General features: G+C 48.8%; 13 protein-coding genes. 5 read left to right on the plus strand and 8 right to left on the minus strand.

From position 1 onward, the window contains the following. Positions 1–74 precede the first annotated feature (74 nt). The 5 genes from JW878_03420 to JW878_03440 all read right to left on the minus strand — a co-directional run bounded on the left by JW878_03420 (position 75) and on the right by JW878_03440 (position 4368). Positions 75–569 carry a hypothetical protein gene (locus JW878_03420; protein ID MBN1762117.1) on the minus strand — a complete coding sequence of 165 codons (495 nt, stop codon included), beginning with the start codon at positions 567–569 and terminating at the stop codon, positions 75–77. Beyond that, positions 551–1840 carry a hypothetical protein gene (locus JW878_03425; protein MBN1762118.1) on the minus strand — a complete coding sequence of 430 codons (1290 nt, stop codon included), beginning with the start codon at positions 1838–1840 and terminating at the stop codon, positions 551–553. Before JW878_03425 ends, JW878_03420 begins: the two co-directional genes overlap by 19 nt. 121 nt (positions 1841–1961) lie before the next feature. Further along, positions 1962–2105: a hypothetical protein gene (locus JW878_03430; GenBank protein ID MBN1762119.1), complete on the minus strand. Its 144-nt coding sequence runs from the start codon at positions 2103–2105 to the stop codon at positions 1962–1964. 72 nt (positions 2106–2177) lie between these two features. Beyond that, on the minus strand, positions 2178–3446 hold the full coding sequence (locus JW878_03435; protein MBN1762120.1) for a hypothetical protein: 1269 nt from the start codon (positions 3444–3446) through the stop codon (positions 2178–2180). Further along, positions 3433–4368, minus strand: a complete 936-nt coding sequence (locus JW878_03440; protein MBN1762121.1) for a hypothetical protein — start codon at positions 4366–4368, stop codon at positions 3433–3435. The genes JW878_03435 and JW878_03440 overlap by 14 nt, the downstream gene beginning before the upstream one ends. 47 nt (positions 4369–4415) lie before the next feature. Here JW878_03440 and JW878_03445 point away from each other — a divergent pair, with 47 nt between their 5' ends. From JW878_03445 to JW878_03465, 5 genes are all read left to right on the plus strand, one after another. Beyond that, positions 4416–5399 (plus strand): hypothetical protein, encoded by a 984-nt coding sequence (locus JW878_03445; protein ID MBN1762122.1) that lies wholly within the window; start codon positions 4416–4418, stop codon positions 5397–5399. Further along, on the plus strand, positions 5365–7815 hold the full coding sequence (locus JW878_03450) for a hypothetical protein (GenBank protein ID MBN1762123.1): 2451 nt from the start codon (positions 5365–5367) through the stop codon (positions 7813–7815). The genes JW878_03445 and JW878_03450 overlap by 35 nt, the downstream gene beginning before the upstream one ends. A gap of 29 nt (positions 7816–7844) precedes the next feature. Next, entirely contained in the window at positions 7845–8732 is an 888-nt protein-coding gene (locus JW878_03455) for a radical SAM protein (GenBank protein MBN1762124.1), read from the plus strand. Positions 8733–8956: 224 nt separating this feature from the next. Then, on the plus strand, positions 8957–9739 hold the full coding sequence (locus tag JW878_03460; GenBank protein ID MBN1762125.1) for a hypothetical protein: 783 nt from the start codon (positions 8957–8959) through the stop codon (positions 9737–9739). A gap of 127 nt (positions 9740–9866) precedes the next feature. Then, on the plus strand, positions 9867–11807 hold the full coding sequence (locus tag JW878_03465; protein MBN1762126.1) for a U32 family peptidase: 1941 nt from the start codon (positions 9867–9869) through the stop codon (positions 11805–11807). Positions 11808–11945: 138 nt separating this feature from the next. Here the strand turns inward: JW878_03465 and JW878_03470 are convergent, their stop codons facing one another. From JW878_03470 to aspS, 3 genes are all read right to left on the minus strand, one after another. Next, complete coding sequence (locus tag JW878_03470; protein ID MBN1762127.1) at positions 11946–14129, minus strand: CoB--CoM heterodisulfide reductase iron-sulfur subunit A family protein; 2184 nt, start codon at positions 14127–14129, stop codon at positions 11946–11948. Positions 14130–14188: 59 nt separating this feature from the next. Next, complete coding sequence (locus tag JW878_03475; GenBank protein ID MBN1762128.1) at positions 14189–15796, minus strand: CoB--CoM heterodisulfide reductase iron-sulfur subunit A family protein; 1608 nt, start codon at positions 15794–15796, stop codon at positions 14189–14191. A 63-nt stretch (positions 15797–15859) separates the two neighbouring features. Next, entirely contained in the window at positions 15860–17161 is a 1302-nt protein-coding gene (gene aspS / locus JW878_03480) for an aspartate--tRNA(Asn) ligase (protein MBN1762129.1), read from the minus strand. Positions 17162–17429: the final 268 nt, after the last annotated feature.

Below are 17429 nucleotides of genomic sequence, written 5' to 3' on the forward strand. Positions count from 1 at the left end.
GGTTCAACACTAAAAGGTATCATAGAGGGATCAAAGCCATACCAGCATCACTTTATACCGGGTAGTTTCAAAGTTTACTTAACACTACCTTCACCCACGAGATACCCGTAGAACCGATCTTTCCAGAGGCCTCGCAGACGTTTCCAGCCGGAGCCACCTCCGGCACCACGATTATCATAGTATGCCGATACATTTACGACAAGGGTGCCGTTACTCATGTCCGCCTCAGCCGAGTTGATGGTAGCGGAGAGCGTGGGGAAGTCGTGGTTCCTGTGATAATGGTCTTCCCAGAAGACGCCGTCAAATGGATCTGAAATATCGTATTTGAACGCTTCGACGCCTCCCACACACCAGATTGAACCTTCTTCATCCAGTTCCAGCCGATATGCAGTTATTAATTCGCTGTCGGTTAGTGGCGATAACGAATAATCTTCACAGTTTGTACCGGAGAGATCGGTGTCGAAGGTATGCCAGCAGTTCGCAATGCCGAGTCTGGCGTGGTTGCCGTCCCAATGGTCAGAGGGGAGAGTTGAGGAGAGGGTACAGAGAATTAACTCAGCACCTCGCATATCACCATCATATGAAGTATTTCCGTAGGGGTAATACGCTTATCGTTTGTGTGAGTGCCTCCGGGAACATCGTATTCGCCATCTGAGAAGCCGCTCCAGAGATATGTTCTATGAATCTCATGCGTATGCCAATTAGTTATATCATAATGGTCGTAAGCCACTCTGTACGGTTTATCTCCGATATTTTCTACCCAGATAAATATTGGTTCATAATCATACTCATGATATGCAGGAAAGCAAACTTGGCAGTTCCAATATGCAAAGTACTGTATCAAATATGCATCAAACCCCGAATAAGCATCATAGCCCTTGACAACACGGTAATAGACTGCGTCCGGGCATTGATCAGTTCGATTATACAACCATGGTTTGTAATCATTGGCGACTTGATAAGCAGTTTTAGAAGGGGATGTTCCGGGAACAGGATCACTACCAGTACCAACCCAGAGATCGGGTTCTGCGAAACGAGAATATTCATTTGTTGGTATTTCTCCTAATCCTAAAGCCCTTTCTTCGCCAAGTCCAAGTATATTAGCAGAGGATGGAAGTTTCGGAAGTTCCCATTCATCTCCAATACTGGCTTTGGTCACACCAGCTAGAGCTTTTTCTGTGTAACGGATATCTAACGGATAAATCCAATTGTAGTTGTAATATGTTAGTTCATTTCCTTCTATTTCATTTGGTCCTGGATTTATGTTTGTCAAAGTCTTATTTTGAGGTATCATAACCTTTAAAATACTTACTGAAGCGGGTGCATATTCGTTAAGCTCATAGGTATATCTGAATTTTCCTGTCACAAAATTATTTGTGAAGTTCCCTTTAAGAGTAAAAGTCACGATAAGGGTTTCATCTCCTCGCGTGATCTTTATATCCTGCACATCGTGTAATAACAGGTCTTCTATTCCTTTTTCAACACTTTCAATATTATTTTTAAACAATTCATGTGCAAACGGCAGGTATTCTGCATATTTACTAGGATAATAAATGCGCCATTCTCCAGATGCGGTTATATTATCTAGAATTATTATCATCAACTGATTTGACGGCTCTTCTACCGAAGAAGCTGACATTACAGGTGTTAACTTGGAATTGACCACTTTTTGTGCTTTATAACCAGTTATTGGTTTTAACACTCCTGCTATTCTGCGATCAGTCATATCCCTTTCGTTGATTTCATAATTCTCAGTAGTTGTCTCATTGTGGACAGTCATAGGGATATTTATATTCAAACCTTCATTAACCCGGGGGACATCGGTAAAGTTTTTACCCACTCCTCTCCCTTTTGTAGCATTCCGTGTAAACGCAAAGACTCGCAAACCCTTCTGTGGTTGAGCAACTTGCGGGAAGGACACGTCTCTTCCCCTCTCTTGAGGTATACCAATCAATCGCTTCTCAGGCGCTTTCAATCTCTGCAATCGCGCTATCTATGCTCTTTGCCGCTGAGGTGAGCTTTCTCGCTTCCTTCTCGCCTTTGAACCATACCGCAACAGCGAATACGCCGAAAATGACGCCGACCGCCAGTAGACCATAGATCACGATAGACTGCGTCGTGTCCGATAACGATGAAATGACCTTACTCCGGTATTTCTAACACTATTAGAAGATAGATTACTTTGCCGGTCCTTTTATATCCTTCATCCGCTCGGCATCATAGTGCACCCGCGAATGCGCATCGGACGCTAAAAGCCGGTAGCGGTGAATAAATTCCCGTATGTCGGAGGCTGATATCGACTTGAGTTGCTCTATCTCGCTCATCTTGTCTTTCGTCCAATATTCCACGGGATAGACCTCAGTCGAGGGATTCTCCTTAGCTATCTCCTCCTCGAGTTCGAATATCGCCTTATAAATCGCTTCAAGCGAGGTGATCGATTTGCTTACGAGTGCATCACCGTACCCATGCAGCGTGACGATCTCCGACGGCACCGTGCACGCCTCTATGCTTTCCATTATCGCTTCTACCTCCTTTTTGTCCGCTTCGTTATCCGCTATCTCTGAGACGGCACGTGCCAGCTCGAGCGTGTCCTCTTTGTACCGGTCAAACGCATCCGCCAGGAGCGCAATCAATCGCTCGATCATGCCTTTCAATACGCGTGACGCGTTCTCATAGTTGCCATGCTCCATGCTGTGCTCAACGATTTTTATATCGGTTTTGATCCTGGAGGTATCTAAATGCGCGATCTCCCGCCCTTCCGCTTCTAACTTCTGCGCGTCCCGCAAACAGATCCGAAACGTCTCTTCCAGGATCGCCGCAACTTCGTTCATAAAGAGTGAGAGCTCGAGTGAATCCACCTTCATACGCTCCCCGTCTCGCATCGTTGACTCCATCCGCTCTATCTGACCTCGTACATTCGCATAACCTGCGCGTTCAAGCTCGTTTAGATCCGCCACGTAATCCCTGCACTTATCCATCATCCGTGCATAGAGCACGACCTCGTGTCGGTCTTTTATGCCCTCGAACAGCTTATCCGCCCATTCAACGTCTGCAAACACCACGTTCCTGAGCTTCGCTCGGTCGATCCGTATCCGTCCATTTACCTCGCAGCCCAGTTCAAGCAAACCCTCCTTCAGCTTCTTCAACTCCTCCCTGAATTCTTTCGTGCTTATCCCGTATTTGTTCTCGAAATCGTATAACATGCGCATCTCTTCAACATAGCGATCGGCAATTCGCATGACGTCACGCTCCATCACCCGCTCCCTTACGCTCCGTTTCTTTACCGCCACGAGGTAGCGCACCAAAAACGAGACCCCTACCATCGCCGGGATGAAGAGGAGAATAACGGTTATTGCGTCGTCAGAGCCGGTATTGAAGAGGACGAAGATGCCGAGCGCGATCAATGCCAAAAACACCAATGGTACCAGAATCCTATATCCCCTCATGCGCAAACCTCCGTATCTCACGTAATCGTTCCAGTTGGTCAAATTTAAAGGTGAACAGGTTGGTTATCGATGCGATGTTCCGCTTTGTGGTGGAGACGACCAAATGGCTCTCTTTTGCGTGTGCGCGTATGACTTCCTCGACCTGCTCCCGATCCACACTCCTGCTCCTGATATAATAGTGCGGGACTTGCAGGAAGGTTACGCTCTTCTCACAGCCGGGCGGCGCATCAGAAACGCTGAACTTCTCCAGAGAGACGCGAAGAAGTGTTCTGAGGTCAAGCGGTTTGTGCTTCAGAAAGGGGAGGATATAGCCCCATAACCCTTTGGTAAGCTCCGAAGCTCGTGACAATGCCACATAGCCCGGTCCGTCATCGAACGATAATGCCTTCACAACCTCGTTCATCGGCATGGACAGGTGTCGTTCTGAATCGGCCACTGCGCCTGAGCCCTGTGCTGCTGAGGTTCCCGCGAGGAAATCCGCGATGCAGGATGCGATATACCGGTTATAGCTCGAATAGTAGTCCTCGAAATTCGGAAGGTGCGCTATTCGCTCATTATCCACGATGAAGAACGTGTTTACGTGCTCTTCGAGCCGTTCAAGCGCGTGATACGCATTTATGAGTGTCTCTCTCTTTTCACGCCTGTTTGCCGGTACAATGCCAGCGAGAACTACCGGTACGTTTAGCCCCGAGAGTATTTCTGCTATACGGGGCGTTAGATCGCTATCACCCAGACCTGAGAATACAAAAGCGACCTCAACGCCCGTTGTGCTCTTCAACGTCTCTTCTATTGTATCCGCTTTCGCGCTCTCCGGCTTGATCCTGAGCACAATTGGCCTGGCTCTTCTTACCGCCCTATAGCCGAGTAACGCTTCGAGATTCGCCTCCCCGGCATCCTCTATTCCGATAAATAGGTGGGTCATATCAGTCCTTTAAAAAATTTATAGCTTACCGCGCTTTATATGTTTTGATGAAGCGGCTTAAGTTCGTTACCGTGCTGACCATACTACTTACGGTACTTATAGTTAACACTTTGTTCTTTCTCCCGCCTGCCGCCGGCTCAGACGAGTTGAAGCGGCAGCTGCTTGAAGAGCTAATAGCTCTCGATGCGACAGAAAAGACCGATCTCTTTGCGGACTATGATGAGCTCTATCTGGCAAAGACGAAGACCCAGGCGGTGCTCCAAGGCATGGAAGGCCGGGAGGTGACATCGAGTACAAAAGCGTGGGTGGATATTCTTCTCGGCATCATTGGCGATTTCGAAACGCTCGCGGATTTGAGTGCCAGTTCACTCCCTTCAGACCACAGCGCGGCACTTGGACTCGCGGAGCAAATAAATTCCTCCATTACGATGCTTGACCAATACGACGCCGCAAAGGAGAACGGGCTACCAATGCTCGCCACGCTTGCCTTGGAACGATTTTACCGGGGCGAGGGGGAGTTCTTTGAGCTGCTTGCAAAGGGCGAGGAAGAGACGCGCGTGAAGATCGAGTATGAGAAGCTGAGCGCGGCTTCGTATAAGAAGGGCGGCGTCTATACGATCAGCGATGCAAGCAGGATGGAGTTCGAGTCCCGGAGAGACGAATGGATATACGAGCGAGATATGGAACGGGCAGCGGAGTATCTCACTGCAGCACGATCACACCTCGCGAATGCGCGAAATCCCTCTTCCGGGTTCTTCGGCGCTGCGTTCATCGAGATACTAAAAGCAAAGGAGTCGTTTGAGCAAGCGCAGAACCTCTATGAGAAACATAAGGATCCCGAGTTGGAGAATCTGAGCGGAATTGAATCAGAGATAGCAGTCGTGTATCAGAGTTTGATGCTGGAAACGCTCAAGGTTGTTGCCGTTTATCTTATCTTCCTTGTTCTCTTCACGGTTCTCCTCTGGATGGATTTTGAAAAGTGGGGTGGTGATGTGGATGATACCAGATTGGGTGAGGAACTTATTGGTTAGGAGTGCAATAGGAGCGGTTATACTCGTTGCTCTTGTGCACTGTGTGGGGATTGCGGGCGCGTCTGATCTAACAGTAAATCCTTCTTCGATAGCAGTAAGCTTCGATTTCAATCAACCAAAGGATACTGCACACTACGAGGTGCAGCGCACCATTACGATTACGAATACCAATCCTGACCCAAATTCCACGATCAGCGGCGCTATAAGTTCGATTGGCGGCGATATCAGCATTACACCGAGTCCTAATTATTTCCTCCTTCGTGGTGGCGAGTCATTACCGGTGGCCCTGACGATTGTGGCCGACCCGTCGGCTTCGCAGGGAACGCAGAGCTTTACAATAAACGTAGGCGAAGAGCACGTCACCGTCACGGTAACGATAACCTACTATGCGAGGATCGAAGTGTCACTATCACCAGCAGTAGGAAAAATTGATTTTGGAGAGGTTCGTCATGGAACTACTCCAACCTCAAACACGAGGATTAAAATTAGAGAAATATACGGGTATAAATCTGTTGCGGTCGTGTTAAAAATAAGTGGTGATAACAATTGGGTTACCTCCAGCCTAAGTGGTACGATATCGATCCCTGCAGGCGGCGAATCTGAAGAGATTGAATTTACGCTAGTGGCTCCTGACGATCCAGATCATAACGACTATTCGTGGACCTTTTCCGTGTCAAGCACGACAAGCCATACGACAATCAGTCCAAGCTCGATACACCTCGAGGCGTACATATTGATGCCACCGAAGCTTGGTAGGCTTGACGATGAAAAGTTGGACATTACGTTCGATGAGCCAAAGGGAACCGTTTCGAGATACGTGCGGGATATCGACGTGCGCGTGCGAAATACGGGTGATGAGACAATGCGGGTGAGCAGCAGCGTCTCGCAGTCACCTGGTGGTGGGATCAGTATCAACATCGTCGATTCTCCTCGGTCCGTTACCGAAAAGAGCAATAGAACCCTTGAACTACGTGTCGTTGCACCTTACAATGCGCCTGAAGGGACCTATTACGGGAAAGTGTACGTGGATGCTGGAGATGCTGGCAGTGGAACGGTGGAGATAACAATAGTGATCAAATGGCCTGTTGACTTCAGCATCGCGCCGACTTCGATCGATTTCGGCTCCATCGAGTTGGAGGAGCGCGGCTATGAGACGAAACAGGTGGAAATAACAATAACGGAGACCTATCTGTACAAATCGGTGCGGAATTTACGCTTCTCGACAACAGGTGAGGAGTACGGGAACTGGCTAAAAGCGGAGCAGGATTTCGCGGAAATCCCGCCTGGTGAGTCGAGAACTGTTACCCTCAAGATAGAACCGGGATTGGAGGCGGTGCCCAAGGACTATGCGTGGACGTACAATATTGGCGCGTACGAGATCGCGGCGAAGCACATAGCGATAACGGCGAAGATTGTTCCTCTCAATATCACCAAGGCGATAGACGGTCTTCAGTCGTTCCGGGGAACCCCGCTGTATACTAATTATCCATCCTCCGAATCGATCATAGCAAATGGCGTAGCGATGCTCGAGGTCGTCGAGAGCAGCGAGATCGGTACTGAGGACTGGGCGAAAATACCGGTTTTGATGACGGGAACGCTCTCGCTACTCTCATCGTTGAATGACGGTATTGTCTTTACCGAGGCGGCGAACTACGGAAGCGCGGTGGAGAGCTTATCGTCAGCCTCGGTCTCAACAGCCACAATCGAATCGAACTCAGATCTGAATAACGGAGTCCTATCGGGATACGCAACGGCCATATCGACTGAGGCGGACAACACGACGGCTGCGGTGTTGCGGGATGAAGCGAAGCTGCTCGAACTGCGAGGATGGACTTTGAAGAAAGCAGTGGAGTACGCACTCGCGATTGATGATATCAGTAGCTTAAACGAGGAAGAAAACGTGCTCGAAGCTGCGCTCTCCTATCAATATGCGGCTATGCTCTACGGGCTGCTCAACGATAAAGAGAAGAGATTGGAGAATGTCTACGAGGGATCGGTGCTCATGGATAGACATGACGAACTGGTAAGCGATGCAACTGACCTTCGGCTGAGAGCGGAGACGAGTATAGCAACGAGCAAGGAGAAAGACCTCACTCGAATCTGGGACTCGTATCTCCTGTTCAATCCGTATCATTACGATACCTTCGTAGCGAGCTATAGAACGGCAGAGGACTATCTGGAGACTGCGTCACAAAAGTATAAAGTCGCAGGCGAGCGGTTTCTGTACGAGCAGACCGAAGGAGAGTTGAATCAGCTCCAAAGCGAACTGCGCTCTGTACTCATTTTGTTCTTCATTGCGTGCGGTCTGTATGGCGTTCTTTTCCTCTATGCGATAACCCGGATTGTGCGGGGCACGATGGCATATCTGAGGGACGTATACGAGCGCGAGGTGGGGGATGTACTGGTTACCGGGTAAGACTAAGCAAATACCAGTAGGTACAGAAAATGGTCGATGAAATCGAAGTCAAATCAGTTTTGAACAAGCATAAGAAACGAGACGAGTGGTTCCTGGACGATTATTCGGTAAACCCATACCAGGGCTGTCCGTTCAAGTGCGTGTACTGTTATATTCGCGGTAGTAAGTACGGCACGCATGTAGCAGATACATTGACGGTAAAGATAAACGCACCGGAGATTCTGGAGAAGCAGCTTAAAAGAAGGGCGAAGAAGGGCGAGTACGGCATTATATGCTTCGCCTCGCAGGAGACGTATATCCCGATTGAAAAGGACTACAGGATAACGAGAGAACTGCTTGAGATAACTCTGCGGTATAGATTCCCCGTTCATATCGGAACCAAATCGACCTTGGTGCTCCGGGATTTAGATATGCTGGAGAAGATCGACGCGAGCGCGATTCTGCCCGAGGACTTACAGCAGAAACTCAATCGTGGCACGATCATCTCGTTCTCCTTCTCGACGCTTGATGAGCACTTAGCGAAACTCTTTGAGCCCGGCGCACCAACACCGCAGGCGCGATTGGAGACGTTGCGAACGTGTAAAGAAGCAGGGTTCTTGGTCGGTGTGAACTTCATTCCCGTGCTGCCGTTCCTATCAGATTCCGAGGAGCAGCTTGAAGCAATGATACGAACCGCGAAAGATTACGGGGCTGAGTTCGTGCTAGTTGGCGGCTTGACGTTATTTGGCACCGAGCCAACGGACAGCAAAACGCGGTATTACAAGGTCTTAGAAAAGCATTTCCCCGAACTTGTACCCAACTATAAAAGTCTGTTCAGGATTTTTTATGCGCCGCCGAAAGAATATCAAAACGAGCTTGAGCAAAGATCGAAACGGCTCTGTGAACGATGTGGGATTAGATATGGGATTATCCCTTAATGGCCGAATATTTTACTTTGGTCTGATACCTGCTGATCACTTATATCCCCAACTCTTCAACGATATCCTAGATCTTCCACAATTTTGTCTTGCGAGTCTTCCGAATCTGGCGCGCATCGATTATGGGAAATACTGTAGAAGAAGTCCAACTTAGAGGGGATATATAAATAATCCTACGGCATAGATAAAAGTAGTGAGGATCGCTTAAGCATAGAGGTGATAGTATGCTTAATTCGCTAAAAAAGATAAAAGAGGAGGTGAACCATCTTTTTAACCAGCATAATGAAATTGTAGATTATTTCTTCGAGCATGTTTGGAGTGATGAAAGGCCTTCAAAAATAGGAGAATCTAGTTCAGCTTTGGCTATTGATTTCGATTTGATTCAGTATACACCAGAGGAGAGAAAAATCCCCATTGAGTTTAAACAGAGATACCATGACTGGTATTCTTCCTGTAGCGCTCTTCTAGAAAGAAATTATAATCGAGAAAGAATAAGCGAATTCAAGTTGGAATATGATAATGAAGTTAAGCGTATCATATCAGCAGCATATATAACGCAAAGTGAGGGATATAAATTCATAGATTCATTCAAACACCAAGCTTCAATTTTAAAAGCGCTACCAAATTACTTGGAGCAGAGAGTTCAGGATATAGAATTGACTATTGCATCAACTTTAATGGATGACGAACTTCTTGAGGCTGAGTATCTACTTAATAAAGGCTTTATCAGAGCATCCGGTGCTTTAGCTGGCGTTGTATTAGAAAGATATCTAAAAATGAGATGCGATAATAACGAACCAAAACTGAAATATTCAAAAAATGCTACAATTAGCAAGTTAAATGATATTTTAAGGGATAATAACTTGGTGGATATTATCGAGTGGCGAAAAATTCAATATTTGGGGGATATTAGAAATAAATGCGATCACGATAGAAAATCTGAGCCTAAAAGAGAAGAAATAACAGATTTAATATCAAAAGTTAAAGAGATGATACATTATTACTAAGGAAAAGAAAGGACTACAGCAGGTTACGGCATGTCTGTGATCTGTTTTAAACTGATTAATGACCGATTCTTTTGTTTTGCTTTTGGGATTAATATCTATATTTTAATCAATAGAAAAATCCTGAACCATGCCTCGAAAAGTAGAAATCTTATCACCAGTCGGAAATCGTAAGGCTCTTAAAGCGGCAGTTGAGAACGGTGCCGATGCCGTTTATTTCGGCGTTGGGAAGTTCAACGCGAGACGCCGCGCAGAGAATCTCACGATTGTGGAACTTCAGGATGCCGTTAAGTACGCGCACGACAACGGCGTTAAAGTCTACAACACCTTCAATATCCTGATAAAGAATCACGAACTCCATGCGTTCTTTGCTGATATAGAAGAGGCGTATGCGCGTGGCGTAGACGGTATTATCATCCAGCACATCTCGTTTGCGCGTCTGCTCAAAGACGCGTTTCCTGATTTGAGGATCCATATCTCAACGCAGGCTGCGATAACCAACACGTACTATATTGATCTACTCTGGGGCGCAGACCGGGTTACGCTTCCTCGTGAGTTCTCTATTGAGCAGGTGCGGGACTTTATCGAAAAAGCAGATAGGAGATTAGAAACCGAGGTTTTTGTGCACGGTGCGCTCTGCTTCAGCTACAGCGGCCTGTGCCTCTTCTCCAGTTTCCTGGGTGGTCGCAGCGGCAATCGCGGCTTGTGTGCGCAGCCGTGCAGAAAGAAATACAACGACAGTTATCTGCTGAGTACGAAGGACTTATGCCTCGTCGAACGGATTCCTGAGATTATTGCGGCTGGCGTTACCTCCTTCAAGATTGAAGGTCGGCTCAGAAGTCCACGATACACCGCGCTTGCAACACGCGTCTATCGCCTCGCTGTTGATTCTTTTTATGACGGTACGTTTAAGGTCCCCGAGAAAGAACTCAAAGATCTCGCACTCGAGTTCAACCGCGAATTTACCGAGGGTTACCTGTTCGGTGCTACTGACATCGTCGCACCCGAAACGCCAAAGAACCGTGGCATCTTTCTCGGTGTTGTCGAAGAAGGCACCACAATTACACTCGACGAACCCCTATCGGTCGGTGACGGGGTCGGCATCTGGACAAAAGCTGGGATTGACGGTGCTGTGATAAAACAGATAGAAAAAAATGGAACGTCCGTAGCGGGAGCGGATGCCGGAGAGAGGGTAAAACTGTTCATTCGTGTAGCAGCAGGTGATATGATTTACAAAACGTCCTCTGAAACAAGACCGCAGTATGCACCACTAAAGTCAAAACCCAAGATAGCTACTCCGGCTAGATCAAAACGAGCGGTAACGATTCCTGAATTCGATACTTTTGAATCTAGTGACATAGAGCTTTTAGCAAAAGTATATTCAAAAGAGGACGCACAAGACGCGTTAAAAGCCGGTGCAACTATGGTTTTCTACTCGATCTTTGCGCACGATTTCGCTGAAAGCGAGGCATCACCCTATATTCCACGGATTCTGTCCGATTCAGAGTCTTTAGATGCCATACATCGATTAAACGAGACGAATCCTGATACTATTCTCCTCGGCAACCCTGGTTTATTATCTGAACTATCGAAATCAGCAGCACGAACGATTTACCTCGACTATTCCGCGAACATCTTCAACGACCTCGACATGAAATTTCTCAAGAACTACGGCGTGGTTCCTGTCGTATCAGTGGAACTTAACCTCGCTGAGCTGGCGGCATTCAAGAACAAAGAATTCGCCGTGCTCGTTCATGGCCGATCGGTTCTCATGACCACCGCATACCCCCTCCGTGAAGGGGGATCACTGAAGGACGAAAAGGGCTTTGTCTTTCCTGTACGGCGGGAATTCAGGTACACGCAGATTCTGAACAGCGTGCCCATCGGTCTCTTCAATGATGTGCAAAAACTTCGCGATGCCGGTATCAACAAAATCTTCTTCGACCTTACCGATGGCAATGCGGAGAGAATAATCGGTCTGTACACAAGGGACGTCCTCGCCGGTAACCCCGTCAAGAAATCACGGCGGCGAAAGCACACTCGCGGCCATTTCAGTCGTGGTGTCAAATAATCCCTCGAGCGCTTTCTGTGCTTGCCTGCCAACGCACAGGCTAACTCGGAGTGAAACAAAACAAACCAAAGCAAAGAATAAAAAGAAAAGGGGGTGGAGTGAGTAGAGTAGTATGGTATGGCTCACTCCGCAGCCTGTTTATTCTACTTTTACAGCTTCAGCTGCTGGTGCTGCTGCTTCTACCGCTGGTGGTACTTCCGGTTCAGCCTCCGCTTCTACTGCTTCGGACTCTTCACCTGCTCCTATTTCTCCGAATCCGAGATCCACAAACTCGATGGGTACTGCTCTTTGCAATAACGCTTCGATCTGCGAATATACCTGTCTGTCGCGGAAGTGCTTCATCGTCGCTGCTCCAGACGGGCAGACCGCATTACAGCCACCGCAGCCCTTGCACATCGCTTCGTTTACCGTCATTACTTGCATCACCTCGTCAAGTAGAAGTGCACCGTACGGGCAGACCTCTGCACAAGTGCCGCAGCCGATACAAACCGCCTCGTTTATCTGCGAGATTGCGGGCTCTATGTTCGCAATACCCTGAACCAAATACACAAGAGATCCCGCCGCCGCTGCTTTGCCCTGGGCTATACTATCCGGGATATCCTTGGGACTCGCTGCGCAGCCTGCGATGAAGATACCATCGGTTGCCGTATCCACCGGTCTCAGCTTGGGATGTGCCTCTAATAAGAAGGTATCCGGAGATTGAGAAAGTTTGAGCATACTTACGATGTCCCACACATTCGCATTCGGCTGCATGCCCACACCGAGCACCACCATGTCTGCCTCGAGCTCATACGGCTCGCCAAGTAACGTGTCCTCGGCTCGTACCACAACCCTATCACTGCCAGGTTTCTTATAGATTTCACCCGGAAGACCCCGTCGATATTTGACACCCTCCGCTTTGACATTGCCATAAAATTCTTCATCGCCCTTGCCAAACGCTCGTACATCCTGGAAGCAAACCGTTACGTTTGCGTCTGGTAGCTTCTCTTTTGCTATGTGCGCCTGTTTCGCTAAATACATACAGCAGACACGGGAGCAATATTCATGCCCTGTTTGCTTATTCCTCGACCCAACACAGGAGATGAAGACGATGTCCTTTGGCTCTTTCCCGTTTAGTTCGATCTTGCCACCGGTCGGACCGCTCGCCGCTGACAGCCGTTCAAACTGTAACCCGGTGATAACGTTGGGATACACGCCGTACCGATATTCCGGTGAAGCGGTCGGATCAATGATGTCATACCCAGTCGCCACGATGATTGTCCCGACATCTAACTCTTCCTTCTCTTCCGTCATCCCGAAGTCTATGGCATTTGGTTCGCACGCCGCCATGCACGGTGTTTTTGCTTTTCCCGCCTTAACATCCTCGAGCGTTGCGTCACCACATTTGCCCTCCTTAAACAGTAAGCAGTTCTCCGCGTCAACGGTATACAGAGGAGGAACGGCATTTGGGAACGGTAAGTAGATAGCAGTTCGGGCACTCAGCCCTTCGTCAAACTCGCTGGGAACGTCCTTCACGGGACATGCTACTTCGCATGCGCCACAACCGGTACATTTATCATTCACGTAGCGCGGCTTCCGCTTCACCGTTGTTTTATAATTACCCACGTAACCCTCGATGTTCTCCACCTCGGAATACGTCATCAGATCGATGTTTGGATGCGCTCCGATCTCTATCATTCGCGGCGTTAAAATGGATGATACCTTATCGAGCGAGGTATAAGTCCTATCGAGTTGCGCTACATGCCCGCCAATCGAAGGGGTCTTCTCCACAAGATGCACCTTATAGCCCGAATTTGCTATATCCAGTGCAGCATAGAGACCGCTTACGCCACCGCCGATCACCATCGTCTCTGGGGTGACATCAACCTTCTTCTCCTCTAGTAATTCTAACAATGAAGACCGAGCAACCGCACTTCTCAGCAGATCCTTCGCCTTCTGTGTCGCTGCTCGTTTGAAATCACCATGTGGCCAACTGCAATGCTCGCGGATATTCGCCATCTCGAAGAAGAACGGATTGAGACCTTTCCCGGCGCACGTGCCTCTGAACGTCGGCTCGTGCATTCGTGGCGAACACGCAGCTACGATCACGCGGTTAATTCTGCCTGCTTCAAGGTCCTCTCCTATGAGATTCTGCCCCGGATCTGAGCACATAAAGATATAGTGCCGAGCAAGAGCAACGTTTGGCAAGGTCGCGGCATATCTCATCACATCCTCGACGTCTACCGCCAACTTGATGTTTATACCGCAATGGCACACGTAAACGCCTATCCTCGTACTATCTTCTGGCGCGTCTTTGGCTATCCCCTCAACAGATCCCGTCATCGGGACTTTTGTATAATCATATTCAAAATCTTCTTCGGCCATCTTTCTTCCCTCCTTTATTATGCCCCCATCTTATTCGCCATCTCACTCAACGACTTAGACCCCACGCATAGTTCCTCGTCCATCTCTGCTACAGGCGTTCTCATTTTCACTTTCCCACCGGCTAACAGAGCGAGAGAAGCAGCCGCAGCAGCTTTGCCCTGCGCTACACTGTCCGGAATATCCCTGGGCGCTTGCACGCAGCCCGTAACGAAGACTCCGGGCACGTCGGTATCCACCGGCCTGAGCTTTAGATGCGCCTCTTTCGCGAAATGATCCACCGTTTCCTCGACACCCAGCATCTTTAATAACTCGTCCGTGCCCGCACTTGGTTTCAATCCGACGCCGAGCACTACAATGTCCGCTTCGAGCTCATACGGCTCACCGAGCATTGTATCTTCCGCCCTTACAATGACCTTGTTGTCACTGCCGGGTTTTTTGTATACCTCAGAGGCAAGACCTCGTCGGTAATTAACACCTTCTTCTTTTACGCGATCATAGAACTCCTCAAAACCTTTTCCAAATGCTCTTACGTCCTGATAGAGCACGGTGATCTTACACTTCGGCACCTTCTCACCGAGCAGGTGCGCGTGTTTCGCTATGTACATGCAGCAGACTCGGGAGCAGTATTCATATCCGGTTTGCTTGTTCCTCGAACCAACACAGGATATAAAAACGGCTTCATCCGGCTCCTTGTCCACGCCCTGTACGATTATCTTACCGAATGTGGGGCCGCTTGCATTCGAGTACCGTTCGAACTCCAAGCCCGTAATGACGTTGGGATACACCCCGTATTTGTATTCGGGCATCGTTCTCGGATCGATAATGTCATAGCCGGTCGCAACGATGATTGTTCCCACATTATACTCCTCTATCTTCTCTTCCATATCAAAATCAATAGCCTTCGCACCACATGCCAATATGCATGGAGGGACTTCTACGTCTTCTTTACCCTCTTTCAGGTACGCGCGCACATTTTCAATCGTTGCTTTCCCGCACTTGCCCTTCTTTATCATCTGACAACGCTCGGGATCAACGCAGTACACGGCCGGAATTGCCTGCGGGAACGGCCTGTAGATCGACCCTCTCTTCCCCAGATTCTCGTCAAATTCGTTCGGGAATTTGTATGCGAATCGGCAATCCTGCTCGCAGAGCGCACAGCCGGTGCAAATTTCTTCAATGACGTATCGCGGCTTCCGCTTTACCTTCACTTTGAAATTACCAATGGAGCCTTCCACGCCGACCACCTCGGAATAACTCATCAGGTTTATGTTCTTGTGCTTCGAAACATCAACCATTCGCGGCGTTAAGATACACGCCGAACAATCGAGAGTCGGGAACGTCTTATCAAGCTGTGCCATATGCCCGCCGATCGTCGCAGATCGTTCGACTACGTGCACCTTGAATCCGGCATCTGCCATATCCAACGCGGCGTACATCCCTGCTATTCCTCCGCCTATCACCAGTGCCTCTGGAATAATATCGACTTCCTTCTCTTCAACTTTCTCTAAACAAGAAGCTTCAACTTTGCCCTTTATTGATTGCATCAAATTCCGCGTTTTTTCTTCTATATCGCTTTTCGGTTTCTCTTTTTCTACTTCTACTTCGGCTTCAGCTTCAGTTGCCATACCTTTTCCACCCCTACTCTTTCTTCGTTACGCTACATATAAATCTTTTGCTTTTTTTCCGCGTCACGGTACTAACCTTCTCCGATCGCGCGGGAAAAGCACTGCTTCCCGTACGTTATCGAGCTCGAGCATGCTCATGAGCAGTCGTTCAACGCCGAGCCCCCAGCCTGCATGGGGCGGCATGCCGAACCGGAACGCATTGAGATAAAACTCGAAACTATCCGGACTGAGACCTTTCGCTTCGATATTCTCCTTCAGCAGCTCGTACGAATGAACACGCTGCGAGCCCGAAGAGAGTTCTAATCGCGGATGCATCAGGTCAAATGCATCGCACGTATCCTTGCCCTCGATCGGCTGCGCGTAGAACGGCTTTATCGCACGCGGCCAATCGGTGATGAAATAGTGCTCGCCTATCGTCTTGCCAAGGATATGCTCTGCAGACGTGCTGAGGTCATCGCCCCATTCGATCAGCTCACCCGCTTCTAAAAGTATGTCGATCGCTTCTTCATACCGTATGCGTCTAAACGGTGTTTTGGGCACCTGGAAATCCAACTCGAAGCTCTCCAGGCCGGGATATGCTGCGACCTTCGAGTAGACCGCGGCGATGAGCTCCTCTAAAAGCGCCATTACCGTTTCGTTCGAGACAAAGGCGACTTCAACGTCCGCGGATGTCGCTTCGTTGAGGTGCTTGGTGGTGTCGTGCTCCTCGGCGCGGAATATCGGCGCGATCTCGAAGACTGCGTCGAGCCCTGAAGCGATGAGCATCTGCTTGTACAGTTGCGGGCTCTGGTTCAAGAACGCTTCACGTTCGAAATAAGTAATGGGGAAGAGCGCGGTGCCACCTTCCGTCGCGGCACTCACGATCTTCGGCGTGTTTATCTCGATAAAGCCTCTGTCGCTGAGGAAATCCCTGATCGTTTTGAGCATACGGCTGCGAATGATAAAGATATGCTTCGTCCGTTCGGTTCGCACGTCCATGAATCGCGCATCAAGTCGCGTGTCCAGCTCGGCGCCCACTTTGCCCGTGGTGTCCAGCGGTAAAACTTGTGATGCGACGCTGAGCACGTCCATTCGCTCGGGTATGAGTTCATAACCATTCGGCGCTTTTGGCTCGCCCTTTACTATCCCTTCGATCACGACGACGGACTCACGCGGGACTTTCTTCGCGCGTTCGAACAGTTCCGTATCTATTGTCTTCTTGAAGAGCGTAACTTGGGCATAGCCTTCACGGTCTCGCACGATAAGGAAAAAGACCCCGCCGAGATCCCGCTTCTCGTGCACCCAGCCTGCGATACGCACGCGTTCGCCATCATCGTTCGTAGTTATTTCGTTCGAGTATTTCCGGTTCTCGATTGGGAGTTTCATGTCTTGCTTTCATCCTAAGTGCTTCTTCCAAAAATAAGGCTTATACGTGTAGTATACGAGCACCTTAATTAAGAAACATTTATTTAGCTCCCGATCTATCTCCAAGGTGCAGTTCGAGCTCTCGCGCATTCCGTGAATTTTTGCGTTCTCGCTAAAAGTACTTACACGACCAAGCCTTCCGCTTTTCAAAAAGCGATGTGTTTGCTTCGATATCTGTGCAATTGAGAAGGGACAAGATAAACGGATCCTGTTTTAAGAAGAGATTGGT

It is taken from the genome of Methanomicrobia archaeon (assembly GCA_016930255.1).
Lineage (GTDB): Archaea > Halobacteriota > Syntropharchaeia > Alkanophagales > Methanospirareceae > JACGMN01.

What these genes read in the sequence shown, in the direction of transcription:
- JW878_03420 (MBN1762117.1), bottom strand. Translation starts at nt 569, where the DNA reads ATGCGAGGTGCTGAGTTAATTCTCTGTACCCTCTCCTCAACTCTCCCC.
- JW878_03435 (MBN1762120.1), bottom strand. Translation starts at nt 3,446, where the DNA reads ATGAGGGGATATAGGATTCTGGTACCATTGGTGTTTTTGGCATTGATC.
- JW878_03440 (MBN1762121.1), bottom strand. Translation starts at nt 4,368, where the DNA reads ATGACCCACCTATTTATCGGAATAGAGGATGCCGGGGAGGCGAATCTC.
- JW878_03445 (MBN1762122.1), top strand. Translation starts at nt 4,416, where the DNA reads ATGAAGCGGCTTAAGTTCGTTACCGTGCTGACCATACTACTTACGGTA.
- JW878_03450 (MBN1762123.1), top strand. Translation starts at nt 5,365, where the DNA reads ATGATACCAGATTGGGTGAGGAACTTATTGGTTAGGAGTGCAATAGGA.
- JW878_03455 (MBN1762124.1), top strand. Translation starts at nt 7,845, where the DNA reads ATGGTCGATGAAATCGAAGTCAAATCAGTTTTGAACAAGCATAAGAAA.
- JW878_03460 (MBN1762125.1), top strand. Translation starts at nt 8,957, where the DNA reads ATGCTTAATTCGCTAAAAAAGATAAAAGAGGAGGTGAACCATCTTTTT.
- JW878_03465 (MBN1762126.1), top strand. Translation starts at nt 9,867, where the DNA reads ATGCCTCGAAAAGTAGAAATCTTATCACCAGTCGGAAATCGTAAGGCT.
- JW878_03470 (MBN1762127.1), bottom strand. Translation starts at nt 14,129, where the DNA reads ATGACGGGATCTGTTGAGGGGATAGCCAAAGACGCGCCAGAAGATAGT.
- JW878_03475 (MBN1762128.1), bottom strand. Translation starts at nt 15,796, where the DNA reads ATGGCAACTGAAGCTGAAGCCGAAGTAGAAGTAGAAAAAGAGAAACCG.
- aspS (MBN1762129.1), bottom strand. Translation starts at nt 17,161, where the DNA reads ATGAAACTCCCAATCGAGAACCGGAAATACTCGAACGAAATAACTACG.